Below are 14,590 nucleotides of genomic sequence, written 5' to 3'. Positions count from 1 at the left end.
GGCGTATCAATCCGGTGTGCTCGAGCGTGGGCATGCCCCTGGCGACGGGCAGGGGACAGCTAACAGGCAGCGCAAAGGGTCAGTGTAGCCACTTGGCTCACTGATGTCCAGACCAGGTTTCCGGAAACCGGCAACAGGCCCTTCCCCACGTCCTCAACCAACACCGCGTCCAACCAACACCGCGGCCGATGCCGCAGCGCCCGTTCACAGAGCGCGTATCAGTACTGCCCTCTTCGTAGTCGATCCATGCCTCGGATCCGGGATCGACCCGGGCGACCTCACGACGGGACTGAGAATTGCGCGCCGCTGGCCGTTCGTCAAGGCCCCGTGCTCCGAGCGGATCATCTCCGGACCCTGCGTCGGGGCAACGAAGATCACCCTACTCCCCAACGAGACCAGGGCAAGTCAGGCACTGCGAATACGCCAAAGGGCGACCACCCTATCGGGTGATCGCCCTTGGTTGAGGCCGTCAGGCGGCCTCAGAGGTGTTACTTGACCTCGACCGAGGCGCCAGCGGCCTTGAGGGCCTCAGCGGCCTTGTCAGCGGCTTCCTTGTTGGCCTTCTCGAGGACCGGCTTCGGGGTGCCGTCGACGAGGTCCTTGGCCTCCTTCAGACCCAGGGAGGTCAGCTCGCGCACGACCTTGATGACCTGGATCTTCTTGTCACCGGCGGCGGTGAGGATGACGTCGAACTCGTCCTTCTCCTCAACGGCGGCACCGGCGTCGCCACCACCGGCGGCCGGGGCGGCAACGGCGACGGCCGCAGCGGCGGTGACGTCGAACTTCTCCTCGAAGGCCTTCACGAACTCGGAGAGCTCGATGAGGGTCATCTCCTCGAACTGGGCGAGGAGGTCTTCCTGAGAGAGCTTCGCCATGATGGGCGATCCTTCCACTAATTCGGCAGGTGCCGATATGTCTAGAGAGGCGGGCGTAACGGCCCGCTACGACCCACGCACTAGGCGGCGTAGATCAGTGCGCGAGCCGAATTACTCGGCACCGCCCTGCTCGGCGAGCTTGACGCGAAGCGCTTCCGCGGTGCGGACGAACTTCGACGGCAGCGCCTGGAAGAGCGAGGCAGCCTGGGACTGCTTGCCCTTGAACGCGCCGGCCAGCTTGCTGAGCAGAACCTCGCGGGACTCGAGGTCCGCAAGCTTCTTGATGTCATCGGCGGACAGCGCCTTGCCATCAAGGACACCGCCCTTGATGATCAGGTTCGGGTTCTCCTTGGCGAAGTCACGAAGACCCTTGGCCGACTCCACCGGGTCACCGGTGATGAAGGCGGCACCCGTCGGACCAGTGAACTGGTCGTCGAGCGAGGTGATCCCGGCGTTGTTAGCCGCAATCTTGGTCAGCGTGTTCTTCACCACGGCGTACTGGGCGTTCTCACCGAGCGAACGACGCAGCGTCTTGAGCTGCTTCACGGTGAGACCCCGGTACTCGGTCAGCACGACGGCGCTGGAGCTGCGGAACTTGTCCTCAAGCTCGGCTACGTCGGCAGCCTTGTCGGGCCTTGCCATAGAGCGTCGGCCTCCTTCCGGGTGATGAGGACCGCTCAGAAGGGGCTGACATACAAAACGCCCCGGCGCAGGCGCCAGGGCGTAGCTCAACCGGAAAATACTTTCCGGGAACGATTCCACAGTCACCTGCGCGGGTCGTCCGCAGTAGCGGATCCTTCGGCCACCGACCCTCTACGGGCACGGCAACGACCAGCGGTCTTTGGCTTCTGGGGAACCATACGCGAAGGATGCGAGCCGGAGCAAATCGCCCCCGGACCGGCCCCCCGACCGGTCCGGAGGCCGAGGGCTCAGCCCTCGCCGGAGCCGGAGTCCTTGCCCAGCTGGGCGAGGTCCATGACCTGGTCGGCCGGCGGGGCGGAGATGTCGACCGGCTTGTTGTAGTCCAGGAACTTCATCGTCATGTCCATCGGGCCCTTGGCCGACTCGGCGCGGGTGCGGACCTGCTTGGTGTGGTCGCTCTCGTCGATCCACATGTCGATGTTCATGGTCTTGATGCCCTCGCCCTCCAGCTTCTGGATGGACTTCTCCTGGCGCTGCCTGGCCTCGGGGGTGAGGGCGGCGAGGGAGGCCTTCATCTGCTCGAGGCTGACCGTTCCGGCGACGTGCTTGGTCTTCACGCCGTCGATGTTCTCCTCGCCGACGGTCTTGAGGTCCTTGGCGCCCATCAGGTCCCCGGCGCGGTCGCCCGGGTTCTCGCCGGCGGCGGAGCCGGCTCCGAGGCTGTCCAGCTGCTTGGCGGCCTGGGGGTCCGCGCCCTTCATGTCGAACTTCAGCCACTTGCCCTCGGAGCCCATGTACATGGTGCCGTCGAGCAGGCGGATCTCGGCCCCCTCCTGGCCCTGCGCGCTGATCTTCATGGACATGGCCACGGACGGCTTGAGGCGCATGGACGCGTCCATGCTGACCGGCTGGCCCTCGGCGGTGCCGGTCATGGTGTAGCGCAGCGAGGTGATGTCCTCGGACTTCTTCTTCACCTTCTCCAGGTACGCCGCCGGCGTGGCGTCCGCGCCGCCCTGGGCGGGCTTGCCGGCCGCCGGCGCCGCGGCGGAGGGCGTCGCGGCCGCGGCCTTGCCCCCGTCGTCCTTCTTGCCGCCCTCGCAGGCCGTCGTGGCCCCGCCCACGAGCAGTACGGCGGCCAGTACGGCCATGGCGGTCTTCTTCTTGCGGTGCACGAGCATGGAGTCCCCACCCCTGGTGTGATCGATCAACCGTCCGACCATACGGGGAAGGGACGGGAAAGTCGTACGGGATTTCGGGCGGGGGGCAGAAAGAAACCGGCCCCCCGCTTCCCTTGCGGGAGGCGGGGGGCCGGTTCGGTCACTCAGGCGAGCCGGTCAGGCTCGGCCGGATCAGACAGCAGCCGGGTCTTCCTCGACGAGGAGGTTCCGGGTGCGGTTGGAGTCCAGCTGGATGCCGGGGCCCATCGTGGTGCTCAGGGCGGCCTTCTTGATGTAGCGGCCCTTGGCGGCGGACGGCTTCAGACGGACGATCTCGTCCAGCGCCGCCGCGTAGTTCTCGACCAGCTGCTCATCGGAGAAGGAGACCTTGCCGATGATGAAGTGCAGGTTCGAGTGCTTGTCGACGCGGAACTCGATCTTGCCACCCTTGATGTCGGTGACAGCCTTGGCGACGTCCATGGTGACGGTGCCGGTCTTCGGGTTCGGCATGAGACCACGCGGACCGAGCACGCGGCCGAGGCGGCCGACCTTGCCCATGAGGTCCGGGGTCGCCACGACGGCGTCGAACTCGTTCAGGCGGTTGCCCTTGGCGATCTCGTTGATCAGCTCGTCGTCGCCGACGATGTCGGCGCCGGCGGCTTCCGCGGCCGCAGCACGGTCACCGGTCGCGAAGACCAGGACCCGGGCGGTCTTACCGGTGCCGTGCGGGAGGTTCACGGTGCCGCGGACCATCTGGTCGGCCTTGCGCGGGTCGACACCCAGGCGGAAGGCAACCTCGACGGTGGCGTCGAACTTGGTGGTGCTGGTCTCCTTGGCGAGACGGACGGCCTCGAGGGGAGCGTAGAGCTTCTCCCGGTCGACCTTGGCGTCCGCAGCGCGGAGAGTCTTGCTGCGCTTCACTTCTGCTCCTGTGTAAGTGCTTCAGGCATGGAGTCGTGGTACGGACCAGCGCTTGGCCCTACCACTGGGGAACTGCGAGGGGGCTGATCAGCCCTCGACCGTGACACCCATGGAACGGGCGGTGCCGGCGATGATCTTCTCCGCGGCGTCCAGGTCGTTCGCGTTGAGGTCGGGCATCTTGATCGTGGCGATCTCGCGGACCTGGTCACGCGTGAGCTTCGCGACCTTGGTCTTGTGCGGCTCGCCGGAGCCCTTCTCGATGCCAGCGTGCTTCAGGATGAGGCGCGCGGCCGGCGGGGTCTTCGTCACGAAGGTGAAGGAGCGGTCCTCGTAGACCGTGATCTCCACCGGCACGACCATGCCACGCTGCGACTCGGTCGCGGCGTTGTAGGCCTTGCAGAACTCCATGATGTTGACGCCGTGCTGACCGAGCGCGGGGCCGACCGGCGGAGCCGGGTTGGCCGCACCGGCCTTGATCTGGAGCTTGATAAGCCCCGTGACCTTCTTCTTCTTGGGAGGCATTGCTCTCTCCGGGTCCTAGTGAGAGTTTTCCAGCCGCCTTCCGGTCATCCGGATGGAGGCATACCGCACCACGATAACGGGTATGGGTGCGGGGCTAAAAACCGAGCAGGTCAGACCGCCTTTTTCGGGCCGGTCTGACCTGCTTCGGAAGCGTCGCTCAGAAGATCTGGATCAGTTCTTCTGGATCTGGTCGAAGCTCAGCTCGACCGGGGTCTCGCGGCCGAAGATCTCGACGAGGCCCTTGACCTTCTTCGAGTCCGGGTTGATCTCGTTGATCGTGGCCTGGAGGGTCGCGAACGGGCCGTCGGTGACGGTGACCGCGTCGCCGACCTCGAAGTCCAGGACCTCGATGGTGCGCTTGACGGCGGGCGCCGGCAGACCGGCCTCCTCGGCAGCCTGCTTGGCGGCCTTCTCCTGCGCCTCCGGGGCGAGCATCTTGACGATCTCGTCCAGGGTCAGCGGGTACGGGTCGTACGCGTTGCCCACGAAGCCGGTGACGCCGGGGGTGTTGCGGACGACGCCCCAGGACTCGTTCGTCAGGTCCATGCGGACGAGCACGTAACCGGGCAGCTTGTTCTGCCGGACGTTCTTGCGCTCGCCGTTCTTGATCTGGACGATCTCTTCCTCGGGCACCTCGGCCTGGTAGATGAACTCCTCGACGTTCAGCGAGACGGCACGCTGCTCCAGGTTCGCCTTCACGCGCTTCTCGTAGCCCGCGTAGGTGTGGATGACGTACCACTCGCCGGGGAGCAGGCGCAGCTCCTCGCGGAGGGCCTGGATCGGGTCGACGGGCTCGGCGGGAGCGGCCTCCTCGGCCTCCTCCGCGTCTTCGTCCGCGGTCTCGGCGGCGTCCTCGACGTCGCCCTCGTCCTCGGAGTCCTCGTCGGCTTCCTCGGCCTCGGCGTCGGCGTCCTCGTCGTCCTCGACGTGCAGGGCGGCTTCCTCGGCGGCGGTGCCGGCCTCGGCGTCGGCGAGCTCAACCTCGTCGGGGTCCACAGCGTCTGCCGCCTCGACGATGTCGAGCTGGTCCTCGACGGACTCGACGGAGTCGTGGCTCGCGTTCAGGTTCGGGTCAGACACGGTGGCTGCTTCTTCCTGGATACAAAAGGTGGTGGAACATGCGAAAAAAGGCGGCACCCATCAAGGCGCCGCCCTCCGCGGGGATCAGCCGAAGACGAACTTGATGGCTTCCTGGAACCCATAGTCAATCACGGTCACCAGACCGATCATGATGACGACGAAGACAATCACCACGGTGGTGTACGTCGTGAGCTGGTTGCGCGTGGGCCAGACGACCTTGCGGAGCTCCGCGACGATCTGGCGGTAGAACAGCGCGAGGCGGCCCAGAGGGCCCTTCTTCCCGCGCTTGCCGCCCTTGCGGGCCTTCTTCTCGCGAGTGTCGCTGTCGGCGTCAGGCATGTCGATGGAGCCCAGGGCGTCCGTCACGTCTCTCACCTGAATCCGGGTCGTTGGCCGTAGCCGCGCCCGGTTGCGCCGCACGGCGTTGCATCGAAATACGTACCTGCGCACACATCCGAGAAGGAGTGTGGAGCAGGGCCGGAGGGACTCGAACCCCCAACCGCTGGTTTTGGAGACCAGTGCTCTACCAATTGAGCTACGACCCTTTGTGTTCCCAACCTACCGCATCCGGACGAGTGCACGGAGTGCTCGCGCCCTGGGGCGTTCGGTGAGGACCAACGACAGCAGAGCATACGTGGTCCTGGGCCTGACGTCGAACAGAGAACATCCGGACCTGCTCCGTCCGGTGACTGAAACGGTGTGCGGGGCTTCCGGAGCGTCTGGGACGATTGGCCTCATGACCTCTGCAACGCCTTCCTCCGAGCGCCGGGTGTCCGCCCGTATCGGCGCCATTTCCGAGTCCGCGACCCTCGCCGTCGACGCCAAGGCCAAGGCCCTCAAGGCCGCCGGGCGCCCGGTGATCGGCTTCGGCGCGGGCGAGCCGGACTTCCCGACTCCGGACTACATCGTCGAGGCGGCGGTCGCGGCCTGCCGCGACCCGAAGTTCCACCGCTACACGCCGGCGGGCGGTCTGCCCGAGCTCAAGAAGGCCATCGCCGCGAAGACGCTGCGCGACTCCGGCTACGAGGTGGACGCCTCGCAGGTCCTGGTGACCAACGGCGGCAAGCAGGCCATCTACGAGGCCTTCGCGGCGATCCTCGACCCGGGCGACGAGGTCATCGTCCCGGCCCCGTACTGGACCACGTACCCGGAGTCGATCCGCCTCGCCGGCGGTGTCCCGGTCGAGGTCGTCGCCGACGAGACCACCGGCTACCGGGTCTCCGTCGAGCAGCTGGAGGCGGCGCGCACCGAGCGCACCAAGGTCGTCCTGTTCGTCTCCCCGTCCAACCCGACGGGCGCCGTCTACAACGAGGCCGACGCGAAGGCGATCGGCGAGTGGGCCGCCGAGCACGGCCTGTGGGTGCTGACCGACGAGATCTACGAGCACCTGGTCTACGGCGACGCGAAGTTCACCTCGCTGCCCGTGCTGGTCCCGGCGCTGCGCGACAAGTGCATCGTCGTCAACGGCGTCGCCAAGACGTACGCCATGACGGGCTGGCGCGTGGGCTGGGTCATCGCCCCGCAGGACGTCATCAAGGCCGCGACCAACCTGCAGTCGCACGCCACCTCCAACGTCTCCAACGTGGCCCAGGTCGCCGCGCTGGCCGCCGTCTCGGGCGACCTGGAGGCCGTCGCGGAGATGCGCAAGGCCTTCGACCGCCGCCGTCAGACGATGGTCAAGATGCTCAACGAGATCGACGGCGTCTACTGCCCGACCCCCGAGGGCGCGTTCTACGCGTACCCGTCGGTCAAGGAGCTGCTCGGCAAGGAGATCCGCGGCAAGCGCCCGCAGGACTCGGTCGAGCTCGCCGCGCTGATCCTGGACGAGGCCGAGGTCGCGGTCGTCCCCGGTGAGGCCTTCGGCACCCCCGGCTACCTGCGTCTCTCCTACGCCTTGGGCGACGAGGACCTGGTGGAGGGCGTGACCCGGATCCAGAACCTGCTGGCCGAGGCCAAGGCCTAGGCGTCACCCCGCCGGAGCGGCGTCACCCCACCGGGTGGCGCCGCTCCGGCGTTTCCGGGGCCGCTCCGGCGCACTCCGGAGGTCATATTCGTGTTCGGGCAATGTCCCGTTCAGGTAATGCGCTGCCAATCGGGTGACCGATGCGGCAGGATCACCAGATGGAGCACGTACGCGATCTCACGCTTCTGCCGAAAGCCCATCTGCACCTGCACTTCACCGGCTCGATGCGCCCGTCGACCCTGCTGGAGCTGGCCGACAAGTACGGCGTGCGGCTGCCGGACGCCCTGACCGCCGGCGAGCCGCCCAAGCTGCGCGCCACCGACGAGCGCGGCTGGTTCCGCTTCCAGCGGCTGTACGACGCCGCCCGGTCCTGCCTGCGGGAGCCCGAGGACATCCGGCGCCTGGTCCGCGAGGCCGCCGAGGAGGACGTGCGGGACGGCAGCGGCTGGCTGGAGATCCAGGTGGATCCCACCTCGTACGCCCCGCTGCTGGGCGGCATGATCCCGGCGGTGGAGATCATCCTCGACGCCGTGGACGCGGCCTCCCGCGAGACGGGCCTGGGGATGCGGGTGCTGATCGCCGCCAACCGGATGAAGCACCCCCTGGACGCCCGTACGCTCGCCCGGCTGGCCGTCCGTTACGCCGACCGGGGGATCGTCGGCTTCGGCCTGTCCAACGACGAGCGCCGCGGCATGGCCCGCGACTTCGACCGGGCCTTCGCCATCGCCCGCGAGGGCGGCCTGCTGGCGGCCCCGCACGGCGGCGAGCTCACCGGCCCGTCCTCGGTCCGCGACTGCCTCGACGACCTGCACGCCGCCCGCATCGGGCACGGGGTCCGGGCGGCCGAGGACCCCCGGCTGCTGAAGCGGCTCGCCGACCGGCAGATCACCTGCGAGGTCTGCCCGGCGTCCAATGTCGCGCTCGGCGTCTACGAGCGGCCCGAGGACGTCCCGCTGCGCACCCTGTTCGAGGCCGGGGTGCCGATGGCGCTGGGCGCGGACGACCCGCTGCTGTTCGGGTCGCGGCTGGCGGCCCAGTACGAGATCGCCCGCCGCCACCACGCCTTCACGGACGCGGAGCTCGCCGAGCTGGCCCGCCAGTCGGTGCGGGGTTCGGCGGCGCCGGAGGAGGTCAAGGCGAAGCTGCTGGACGGGATCGAGCACTGGCTCAACGGGTGAGCCGCAGGTCCCCTTCGTGACAGTCGGCCCGTACCCGGCGGCCGTCGGGGAAGCCGATCTCCAGGTGGGTGCGGCCCTGCTCGGGCAGGGCGAACTCGGCGACCGATTCGACGGTCTGGCCGAGGTGGCGCAGGAAGGGGTGTTCCCCGAGGTCCTCGCCGACCTCGATCCGGCCCCACTCCCCCAGGTCGTAGGGCTCGTGGGGCGGGGTCGACTCGACGATGAGGCACTGGTCGGACCCGGTGGTGATCCGGGTGGACTCGCCGGCGCTGTCGATCAGCCAGACGTCGAGGGGGGCCTCGGAGCGTTCGCCCTCGCAGATGTGCCAGGAGGCGACGACCCGGCTGATCTGGCGTCCCACGAGGCGTGTGGGGTCCGTTCCGGCCCCGTGCAGGGGGCAGTTCATCTCAGAGGCTGACGCCGACCGTCACCGGCTCGTTGACGAGGGTGACGCCGAACGCCGCGTGGACCCCGGCGACGACCTCGCGGGCCAGGGCCAGCAGGTCCTCGGTGGTGGCCTGGCCGCGGTTGGTGAGGGCCAGGGTGTGCTTGGTGGAGATGCGGGCGGGACCCGTGCCGTAGCCCTTGGTGAAGCCGGCCTTGTCGATCAGCCAGGCCGCGCTGGTCTTCGTACGGCCCTCGCCGGCCGGATAGGCGGGCGGGGCGGTCTCGGGGCCGAGGCGGTCCTGGACGCGGGCGAGGAAGGCGGCGTAGGCCTCGTCGGTCAGGATCGGGTTGTGGAAGAAGGAGCCGGCGGACCAGGTGTCGTGGTCTGCGGGGTCGAGGACCATGCCCTTGCCGGCGCGCAGGCGCAGGACGGTCTCGCGGGCGACGGCGGCCGGGACGCGGTCGCCGGCCTCGACGCCGAGGGCGCGGGCCGTCTCGGGGTACTTGATCGGTGCGGAGAGGCCGCCCGCGTCCTCCAGGGCGAAGCGCACGCGCAGGACGACGTAGCGGTCGGGCTGGTCCTTGAAGAGGCTGTGGCGGTAGCGGAAGGCGCATTCGGCGGCGGTCAGGGTGACCGTCTCGCCGGTGGTGCGGTCGTAGGCGACGACCTCGGTGATCGTGTCGCAGACCTCCTGGCCGTACGCCCCGACGTTCTGGATCGGGGTGGCGCCGGCGGAGCCGGGGATCCCGGCGAGGCACTCGATGCCGGCGAGTCCGGCTTCGACGGTGCGGGCGACGGCGTCGCTCCAGTTCTCGCCGGCGGCGAGTTCGAGGGTGGTGCCGTCGAGGGTGAAGCCGGTGGTGGCGATGCGCAGGGCGGTGCCGTCGAAGCCCTCGTCGCCGATGACGAGGTTGCTGCCGCCGCCGATGACCAGGAGCGGGGTGCCGCTCGCGTCCGCGGCGCGGACGGTTTCGACCACTTCGGCGTCGGTGGTCGCGGTGACCAGCCGAGCCGCGGGGCCGCCGAGGCGGAAGGTGGTCAGCGGGGCGAGGGGGGCGTCGTGGAGTTCCTGCACGTGGACAAGAGTACGGTCCGTCCCCCTCGCATCCCGGCGGGGCACTCAGCTGCTCTGCTTCTGCTCGTCGAGACGCCGCTCGGCCTCGGCCCATGTGAGGGGGAGTTCGCGGGCGGGGACGGTCCAGAAGGTGAAGGCCGATTCCTTCATGTAGGCGCTGGCCGCGCGGGCGCTGGAGCGGTGGGGCTCGCTCCGGGCGAAGCGGTGGAGGGCGTCGCGGTCCTCCCAGGCGGAGAGGGTGAGGAAGGTGCGGCGGAAGACCCGGGCCCGGAGGGCGGCGCCGTTGGCTCCGGGGGCCTTGCGGATCTGGGCGATGATGCCGGGTGCCTTGAGGAAGAACCTGAGGGCGCCGACGAGGGTTTCCGTCTCGAAGCGGGAGGCCATGACGTAGACCTCGGCGTCGGAGGCGGGGGCGGTGGGCGTGGTCCAGGGGATGTCGGGCATGGCGGGGCTCCTTGGTCGCTCGCGGTTCCGTCGGCAGTACTTCGGCGGCGCGGGTTCAGTGGGCGGCGGGCATCTTCACCAGGGCCCCTGTCGCGGCCTCGGGAACCGGCACGGACTTCGGCCGGCGGGGCACCAGCAGGGCCAGGGCGGCGGCCAGGGCGACGGCGGCGGAGCCGATCCACAGGGCGGGGACGGTGCCGTCGGTGAAGACCTGCGGGGTCTCGTAGCCGCCGCGGGCGGAGAAGACCGAGGCGAGGACGGCCACTCCGAGGGCGCCGCCGACCTCGCGGAGGGCGTTGTTGGTACCGGAGGCCTTGCCCTGGTCGCCGGGGGCCACGGTGGACATGAGCACGTGGTTGGCCGGGGCGAAGTACATGGACATCCCGATCCCGCTGAGAACGAGGGCGGGCAGCTGGGCGGCGTAGGAGACGCCGGGGCTCAGGACCAGGGCGAACCAGCCGAGGCCGATCGCCTGGAGGGCCAGTCCGGCGACGACGACGGGGCGGCCGCCGATCCGGTCGGCGAGCGTCCCGGCGAGTGGAGCGACGATCATGCCCATGCCAGTCCAGGGGAGCATGCGCAGGCCGGCCTCGGTGGGCGAGTAACCGGCGACGCCCTGGAGGAACTGGCTGAGCAGGAAGATCGACCCGAACATGCCGAGGTACATCAGCAGGCTGGCGAGGTTGATCCCGAAGAAGCCGCGGTGCCGGAAGAGCCTCATGGGCAGGACGGGGTTGGCGTTGCGGAACCCGTGGTGGACGAAGCCGCCGATCAGGGCGCTGCCCGCGATGAGGCCGGTGAGGACGGGGGCGCTGGTCCAGCCGTGGGCGTTGGCGTTGACCAGGCCGTAGACGATGCCGAAGAGGCCGCCGCTGATGAGGAGGGTGCCGGGGACGTCGAGGCGGGCGTTGGGGGCGGTGGATTCGGCGAGGCGCAGGCGGGCGAGCGGGATGAGGGCCAGGCCGATGGGCACGTTCAGCCAGAAGATCCACTGCCAGGAGATGTGCTCGGTGAGGCTGCCGCCGATGAGGGGGCCACTGGCGACGGCCAGGCCGGTGACGGCGCCGTAGATGCCGAGGGCCATCCCGCGGCGGGCGGCCGGTACGGCGGCGGTGAGCAGGGTGAGGCTGAGCGGCATCATGACGGCGGCTCCGGCGCCCTGGACGGCGCGGGCGGCGATGAGCCGGCTTATGCCGGGCGAGAGGGCCGCCGCCGCGGAGGCGGCGGTGAAGAGGGCGAGGCCGGCGGTGAAGAGCCGGCGGCGGCCGAAGCGGTCGCCGAGCGCGGAGCCGAACATCAGCAGGACGGCGAAGGTGAGGGTGTAGGCGTTCACCGTCCATTCCAGGTCTTCCAGCCTGCCGCCGAGGTCGGCGCGGATGGCGGGGAGGGCGGTGGTGACGACGAGGTTGTCGAGGGCCGCCATGAAGCCGGCGGCCCCGGTGACGACGAGGGCCCAGACCGCGGACGGCCCGAGTTTCTGCTGGGTCATGCTTCCCCCTGGGGTTTGTTAGTTATTGCTGACTAACTTTCGAGGGCAGAAGGATGCGGGGCGACCTGGGGCCCGCACGGCCCCGCGCCTCACACCGTCTGTCCGCCCGTCGAGCCGGCCGCCTTGTCGACTTCACCCGGGAAGCCGTCCCAGATCCGGTGACCCGACGGGAACCCCATGGCGGACAGGGTGTTGATGAGCATCCCCTGCGCCATGAAGGCCGTGGTCCGCTGGACGTCGCCGAGCGGGATCCGGACGGTGTCCCACAGCTCCAGCCAGCCGGCCCGCACGAGCTCGCCGAGCTCGCGGTCGCCGGCCGCCTCGGCGGCGGCCACCGTGACGTACATCTGGAGCTGCATCTGCAGCATCTCGGGCTGCTCGGCGATCAGCCGGATGTACGCCTCACCCATGGCGGCCCGGGCCTCCTCGCCGTGCAGCCCTTCGGCGGCCTCGGCGAAGGCCCTGCGGGTGTTCTCCAGGCAGCGCCCGGCGGCGGCCTGGAAGATGGCCTTCTTGCCCGGGAAGAGGCGGAAGAGGTACGGCTGCGAGACCCCGACCCGCTTGGCGATCGCCTCGGTGGAGGTCCCGTAGTAGCCGCCGCGCGCGAACTCGTGGATCGCGGCGCGGATGACGCTCTCGCGCCGCTCGTCCGCACTCATCCTTGCCATGCAGAGAAAGTTAGTACTCAATCACTAACTAAGTCAAGGGGTCGGGTGTGGCGGCGGGGGGCGCGGGGGGTCGCCCCGCGCCTCGGCCCGTCGTCCGGCGGCCGGTGGCCGGTCAGGCCAGCCGGACCACCGCGCGGGACATCCCCAGCACCTTCTGGCCGGCGCTCATCGCCGTCAGGTCGACCCGTACGCGGTTGTCGTCCAGCTTCTGCGCGACCTTCGCGGTGACCTCGATCAGCGCGCCCTGGTCGTCGTTCGGGACGACGACCGGCTTGGTGAAGCGGACGCCGTACTCGACGACCGCACCCGGGTCGCCGACCCAGTCGGTCACGACGCGGATCGCCTCGGCCATCGTGAACATGCCGTGCGCGATCACGTCCGGCAGTCCGACCTCCTTGGCGAACTTCTCGTTCCAGTGGATCGGATTGAAGTCGCCCGAGGCGCCGGCGTAGCGGACGAGCGTGGCGCGGGTCACGGGGAAGGACGCCGCCGGGAGCTCGGTGCCGACCTCGACGTCGGCGTACTGGATCTGCGCGGTCATCTCAGGCCTCCTCGGGGGCGCGGGACACGAGCTTGGTCCAGGCGGTCACCACGTGCTCGCCGGACTCGTCGTGGACTTCGCCGCGGATGTCGATGATGTCGTTGCCGGCGAGGGACTTCACGGCCTCGATGGTGGAGGTCACGGTGAGCCGGTCGCCCGCGCGCACGGGGCGGACGTACGCGAACTTCTGGTCGCCGTGCACGACGCGGCTGTAGTCCAGGCCCAGCTGCGGGTCCTGGACGACCTGGCCGGCCGCCGCGAAGGTGATGGCGAACACGAAAGTCGGCGGGGCGATCACGTCCTGGTGACCGAACGCCTTGGCGGCTTCGGGGTCGGTGTAGACGGGATTCTCGTCACCCACCGCGACCGCGAATTCGCGGATCTTCTCCCGGCCGACCTCGTACGGCTCGGTGGGCGGGTAGGTCCGCCCCACGAAGGTCTGGTCGAGTGCCATGGCTCACTACCTCCTGTTGAAGGGGCTCCGGATCAAGGAACCGGTGCGGAAACGACACGAGGCCGCCCCCCAGAAGGGGACGACCTCGTGAAGGTGCCTATGCGGAGACTTCGCCAGTGATTAGCGGGTCTCGCGGTGCGCGGTGTGCGAGTTGCAGCGCGGGCAGTGCTTCTTCATCTCCATGCGGTCCGGGTTGTTACGCCGGTTCTTCTTGGTGATGTAGTTCCGCTCCTTGCACTCCACGCAGGCCAGCGTGATCTTCGGGCGGACGTCGGTGGCAGCCACGTGAGTGCTCCTTGACGGACTATGGGACGGATGAACGCATAAAAGAGTAGCCGATCGGGAGACCGACCCCGCAATCGGCTACTGGGTGTGGTAGCGGCGACCGGACTTGAACCGGTGACACAGCGATTATGAGCCGCTTGCTCTACCGACTGAGCTACGCCGCTTTGATGAGATCCGTTCCCCGCCCGAGGGCGGGGAACCTCTCTCACCAGAGCCCCAATGCGGAATCGAACCGCAGACCTTCTCCTTACCATGGAGACGCTCTACCGACTGAGCTATTGGGGCGAGCGAGGAAGACATTACACGGTTGCGCGCCGATCGCCCAAATCCTTTGGGGGGACTGGGCTCGGACGGCCCGCGCCGGGCTTTCCCGATCACTCGCGGGCCCCTCTCCCGGCACTTACGGGCCTTTTTGTGGCCGGGGTCACAGCCGCACCGTCCCGGTCGCGGGGTCAAAGCCGCACCGGCCGCCCGCGCGGGGTCACGGCCTCCACCGCCCGACGCCCGGGGCCGCGTGCGGGGACGCCGTACGGGGAGGTGTGCGGGGGCGCCGAGGCGCATGGGCACCACACCGGTACGACTATTGCGCTCTTCCGCGAACCCGGGAGCCCCGCACCCTAGGCTCTGAGCACGCTGCGTGATCTTGGGCCGCGGGCTGCGGCCACGGTTCAGGAACCGCCCGAGCCACCGCAGGAGCGCGATGTCCGACAGCCAGCCGCAGCAGCCCTCCCCCTCGCCCGGCAACCCGGCGGGCAGCCCCTCCGGCGGCTCCGCCGGGGCCCCGGGCGGCGGGCCGCCCAAGGGCGCGGCGGGAGGCCCACCCAAGGGCCCCTCCGCGGGCCCGCACAAAGGCGCCGCGGGAGGTCCGCCGCGGGGCCCCGGGGGGCCGGGACGGGGCCCTGCGGGAG

At 69.4% G+C, this 14,590-nt stretch carries 17 protein-coding genes and 3 tRNA genes; 2 read left to right on the top strand and 18 right to left on the bottom strand.

The window, feature by feature from the left end; translation table 11 throughout:
• Positions 1–488 precede the first annotated feature (488 nt).
• From rplL to VR44_RS00165, 8 genes are all read right to left on the bottom strand, one after another.
• Complete coding sequence (gene rplL / locus VR44_RS00200; protein WP_045945277.1) at positions 489–875, bottom strand: 50S ribosomal protein L7/L12; 387 nt, start codon at positions 873–875, stop codon at positions 489–491.
• A gap of 111 nt (positions 876–986) precedes the next feature.
• A complete protein-coding gene (gene rplJ, locus VR44_RS00195; RefSeq protein WP_045945276.1) occupies positions 987–1,517 on the bottom strand; it encodes a 50S ribosomal protein L10 in 531 nt (176 codons plus the stop codon).
• 287 nt (positions 1,518–1,804) lie between these two features.
• Positions 1,805–2,725 (bottom strand): SCO4651 family lipoprotein, encoded by a 921-nt coding sequence (locus VR44_RS00190; RefSeq protein ID WP_245691565.1) that lies wholly within the window; start codon positions 2,723–2,725, stop codon positions 1,805–1,807.
• 141 nt (positions 2,726–2,866) lie between these two features.
• Positions 2,867–3,595, bottom strand: a complete 729-nt coding sequence (gene rplA, locus VR44_RS00185) for a 50S ribosomal protein L1 (protein WP_042818557.1) — start codon at positions 3,593–3,595, stop codon at positions 2,867–2,869.
• 87 nt (positions 3,596–3,682) lie between these two features.
• Positions 3,683–4,117, bottom strand: a complete 435-nt coding sequence (gene rplK / locus VR44_RS00180; RefSeq protein WP_042818558.1) for a 50S ribosomal protein L11 — start codon at positions 4,115–4,117, stop codon at positions 3,683–3,685.
• A 171-nt stretch (positions 4,118–4,288) separates the two neighbouring features.
• The gene (gene nusG / locus VR44_RS00175; RefSeq protein WP_045945274.1) at positions 4,289–5,197 is read right to left on the bottom strand and encodes a transcription termination/antitermination protein NusG; all 909 of its coding nucleotides are present in this window, start codon (positions 5,195–5,197) and stop codon (positions 4,289–4,291) included.
• 84 nt (positions 5,198–5,281) lie between these two features.
• Positions 5,282–5,563, bottom strand: coding sequence for a preprotein translocase subunit SecE (gene secE / locus VR44_RS00170; protein WP_045945273.1), 282 nt, complete (start codon positions 5,561–5,563; stop codon positions 5,282–5,284).
• Between the two features lie 106 nt (positions 5,564–5,669).
• A tRNA-Trp gene (locus tag VR44_RS00165) sits at positions 5,670–5,742 on the bottom strand.
• 191 nt (positions 5,743–5,933) lie between these two features.
• On the opposite strand from VR44_RS00165, the gene VR44_RS00160 reads away from it, so the two are divergent.
• Complete coding sequence (locus VR44_RS00160; RefSeq protein WP_045945272.1) at positions 5,934–7,160, top strand: pyridoxal phosphate-dependent aminotransferase; 1,227 nt, start codon at positions 5,934–5,936, stop codon at positions 7,158–7,160.
• Between the two features lie 158 nt (positions 7,161–7,318).
• Positions 7,319–8,338: an adenosine deaminase gene (locus tag VR44_RS00155; RefSeq protein ID WP_045945271.1), complete on the top strand. Its 1,020-nt coding sequence runs from the start codon at positions 7,319–7,321 to the stop codon at positions 8,336–8,338.
• Here VR44_RS00155 and VR44_RS00150 read toward each other — a convergent pair.
• The 10 genes from VR44_RS00150 to VR44_RS00105 all read right to left on the bottom strand — a co-directional run bounded on the left by VR44_RS00150 (position 8,328) and on the right by VR44_RS00105 (position 13,967).
• Positions 8,328–8,699, bottom strand: coding sequence for a hypothetical protein (locus VR44_RS00150; RefSeq protein WP_245691564.1), 372 nt, complete (start codon positions 8,697–8,699; stop codon positions 8,328–8,330). The genes VR44_RS00155 and VR44_RS00150 overlap by 11 nt on opposite strands.
• 46 nt (positions 8,700–8,745) lie before the next feature.
• The gene (locus VR44_RS00145) at positions 8,746–9,846 is read right to left on the bottom strand and encodes a UDP-N-acetylmuramate dehydrogenase (protein WP_281187091.1); all 1,101 of its coding nucleotides are present in this window, start codon (positions 9,844–9,846) and stop codon (positions 8,746–8,748) included.
• Complete coding sequence (locus VR44_RS00140) at positions 9,847–10,245, bottom strand: DUF3291 domain-containing protein (RefSeq protein ID WP_045945268.1); 399 nt, start codon at positions 10,243–10,245, stop codon at positions 9,847–9,849.
• Positions 10,246–10,300: 55 nt separating this feature from the next.
• Entirely contained in the window at positions 10,301–11,734 is a 1,434-nt protein-coding gene (locus VR44_RS00135) for a DHA2 family efflux MFS transporter permease subunit (RefSeq protein ID WP_045945267.1), read from the bottom strand.
• A gap of 89 nt (positions 11,735–11,823) precedes the next feature.
• Positions 11,824–12,402 (bottom strand): TetR/AcrR family transcriptional regulator, encoded by a 579-nt coding sequence (locus VR44_RS00130; RefSeq protein ID WP_094191331.1) that lies wholly within the window; start codon positions 12,400–12,402, stop codon positions 11,824–11,826.
• Between the two features lie 112 nt (positions 12,403–12,514).
• Positions 12,515–12,943, bottom strand: a complete 429-nt coding sequence (locus VR44_RS00125) for a MaoC family dehydratase (protein WP_045945265.1) — start codon at positions 12,941–12,943, stop codon at positions 12,515–12,517.
• Between the two features lies 1 nt (position 12,944).
• Positions 12,945–13,397, bottom strand: a complete 453-nt coding sequence (locus VR44_RS00120) for a MaoC family dehydratase N-terminal domain-containing protein (RefSeq protein WP_045945264.1) — start codon at positions 13,395–13,397, stop codon at positions 12,945–12,947.
• Between the two features lie 120 nt (positions 13,398–13,517).
• Positions 13,518–13,682, bottom strand: a complete 165-nt coding sequence (gene rpmG / locus VR44_RS00115; RefSeq protein ID WP_007265873.1) for a 50S ribosomal protein L33 — start codon at positions 13,680–13,682, stop codon at positions 13,518–13,520.
• 88 nt (positions 13,683–13,770) lie between these two features.
• Positions 13,771–13,846: transfer RNA gene (locus VR44_RS00110), tRNA-Met, on the bottom strand.
• A gap of 48 nt (positions 13,847–13,894) precedes the next feature.
• Positions 13,895–13,967, bottom strand: a tRNA-Thr gene (locus tag VR44_RS00105).
• Positions 13,968–14,590: the final 623 nt, after the last annotated feature.

Origin of the sequence: Streptomyces katrae (genome assembly GCF_000966975.1) — a bacterium.
Taxonomy (GTDB): domain Bacteria; phylum Actinomycetota; class Actinomycetes; order Streptomycetales; family Streptomycetaceae; genus Streptomyces; species Streptomyces katrae.
This window is presented reverse-complemented; position numbering and strand designations above follow the sequence as displayed.

Excerpts from the sequence above, each read along its gene's own strand:
- rplL (WP_045945277.1), bottom strand. The coding sequence starts at position 875 with ATGGCGAAGCTCTCTCAGGAAGACCTCCTCGCCCAGTTCGAGGAGATG.
- rplJ (WP_045945276.1), bottom strand. The coding sequence starts at position 1,517 with ATGGCAAGGCCCGACAAGGCTGCCGACGTAGCCGAGCTTGAGGACAAG.
- rplK (WP_042818558.1), bottom strand. The coding sequence starts at position 4,117 with ATGCCTCCCAAGAAGAAGAAGGTCACGGGGCTTATCAAGCTCCAGATC.
- VR44_RS00160 (WP_045945272.1), top strand. The coding sequence starts at position 5,934 with ATGACCTCTGCAACGCCTTCCTCCGAGCGCCGGGTGTCCGCCCGTATC.
- VR44_RS00155 (WP_045945271.1), top strand. The coding sequence starts at position 7,319 with ATGGAGCACGTACGCGATCTCACGCTTCTGCCGAAAGCCCATCTGCAC.
- VR44_RS00140 (WP_045945268.1), bottom strand. The coding sequence starts at position 10,245 with ATGCCCGACATCCCCTGGACCACGCCCACCGCCCCCGCCTCCGACGCC.
- VR44_RS00135 (WP_045945267.1), bottom strand. The coding sequence starts at position 11,734 with ATGACCCAGCAGAAACTCGGGCCGTCCGCGGTCTGGGCCCTCGTCGTC.
- VR44_RS00130 (WP_094191331.1), bottom strand. The coding sequence starts at position 12,402 with ATGGCAAGGATGAGTGCGGACGAGCGGCGCGAGAGCGTCATCCGCGCC.
- VR44_RS00125 (WP_045945265.1), bottom strand. The coding sequence starts at position 12,943 with ATGACCGCGCAGATCCAGTACGCCGACGTCGAGGTCGGCACCGAGCTC.
- VR44_RS00120 (WP_045945264.1), bottom strand. The coding sequence starts at position 13,397 with ATGGCACTCGACCAGACCTTCGTGGGGCGGACCTACCCGCCCACCGAG.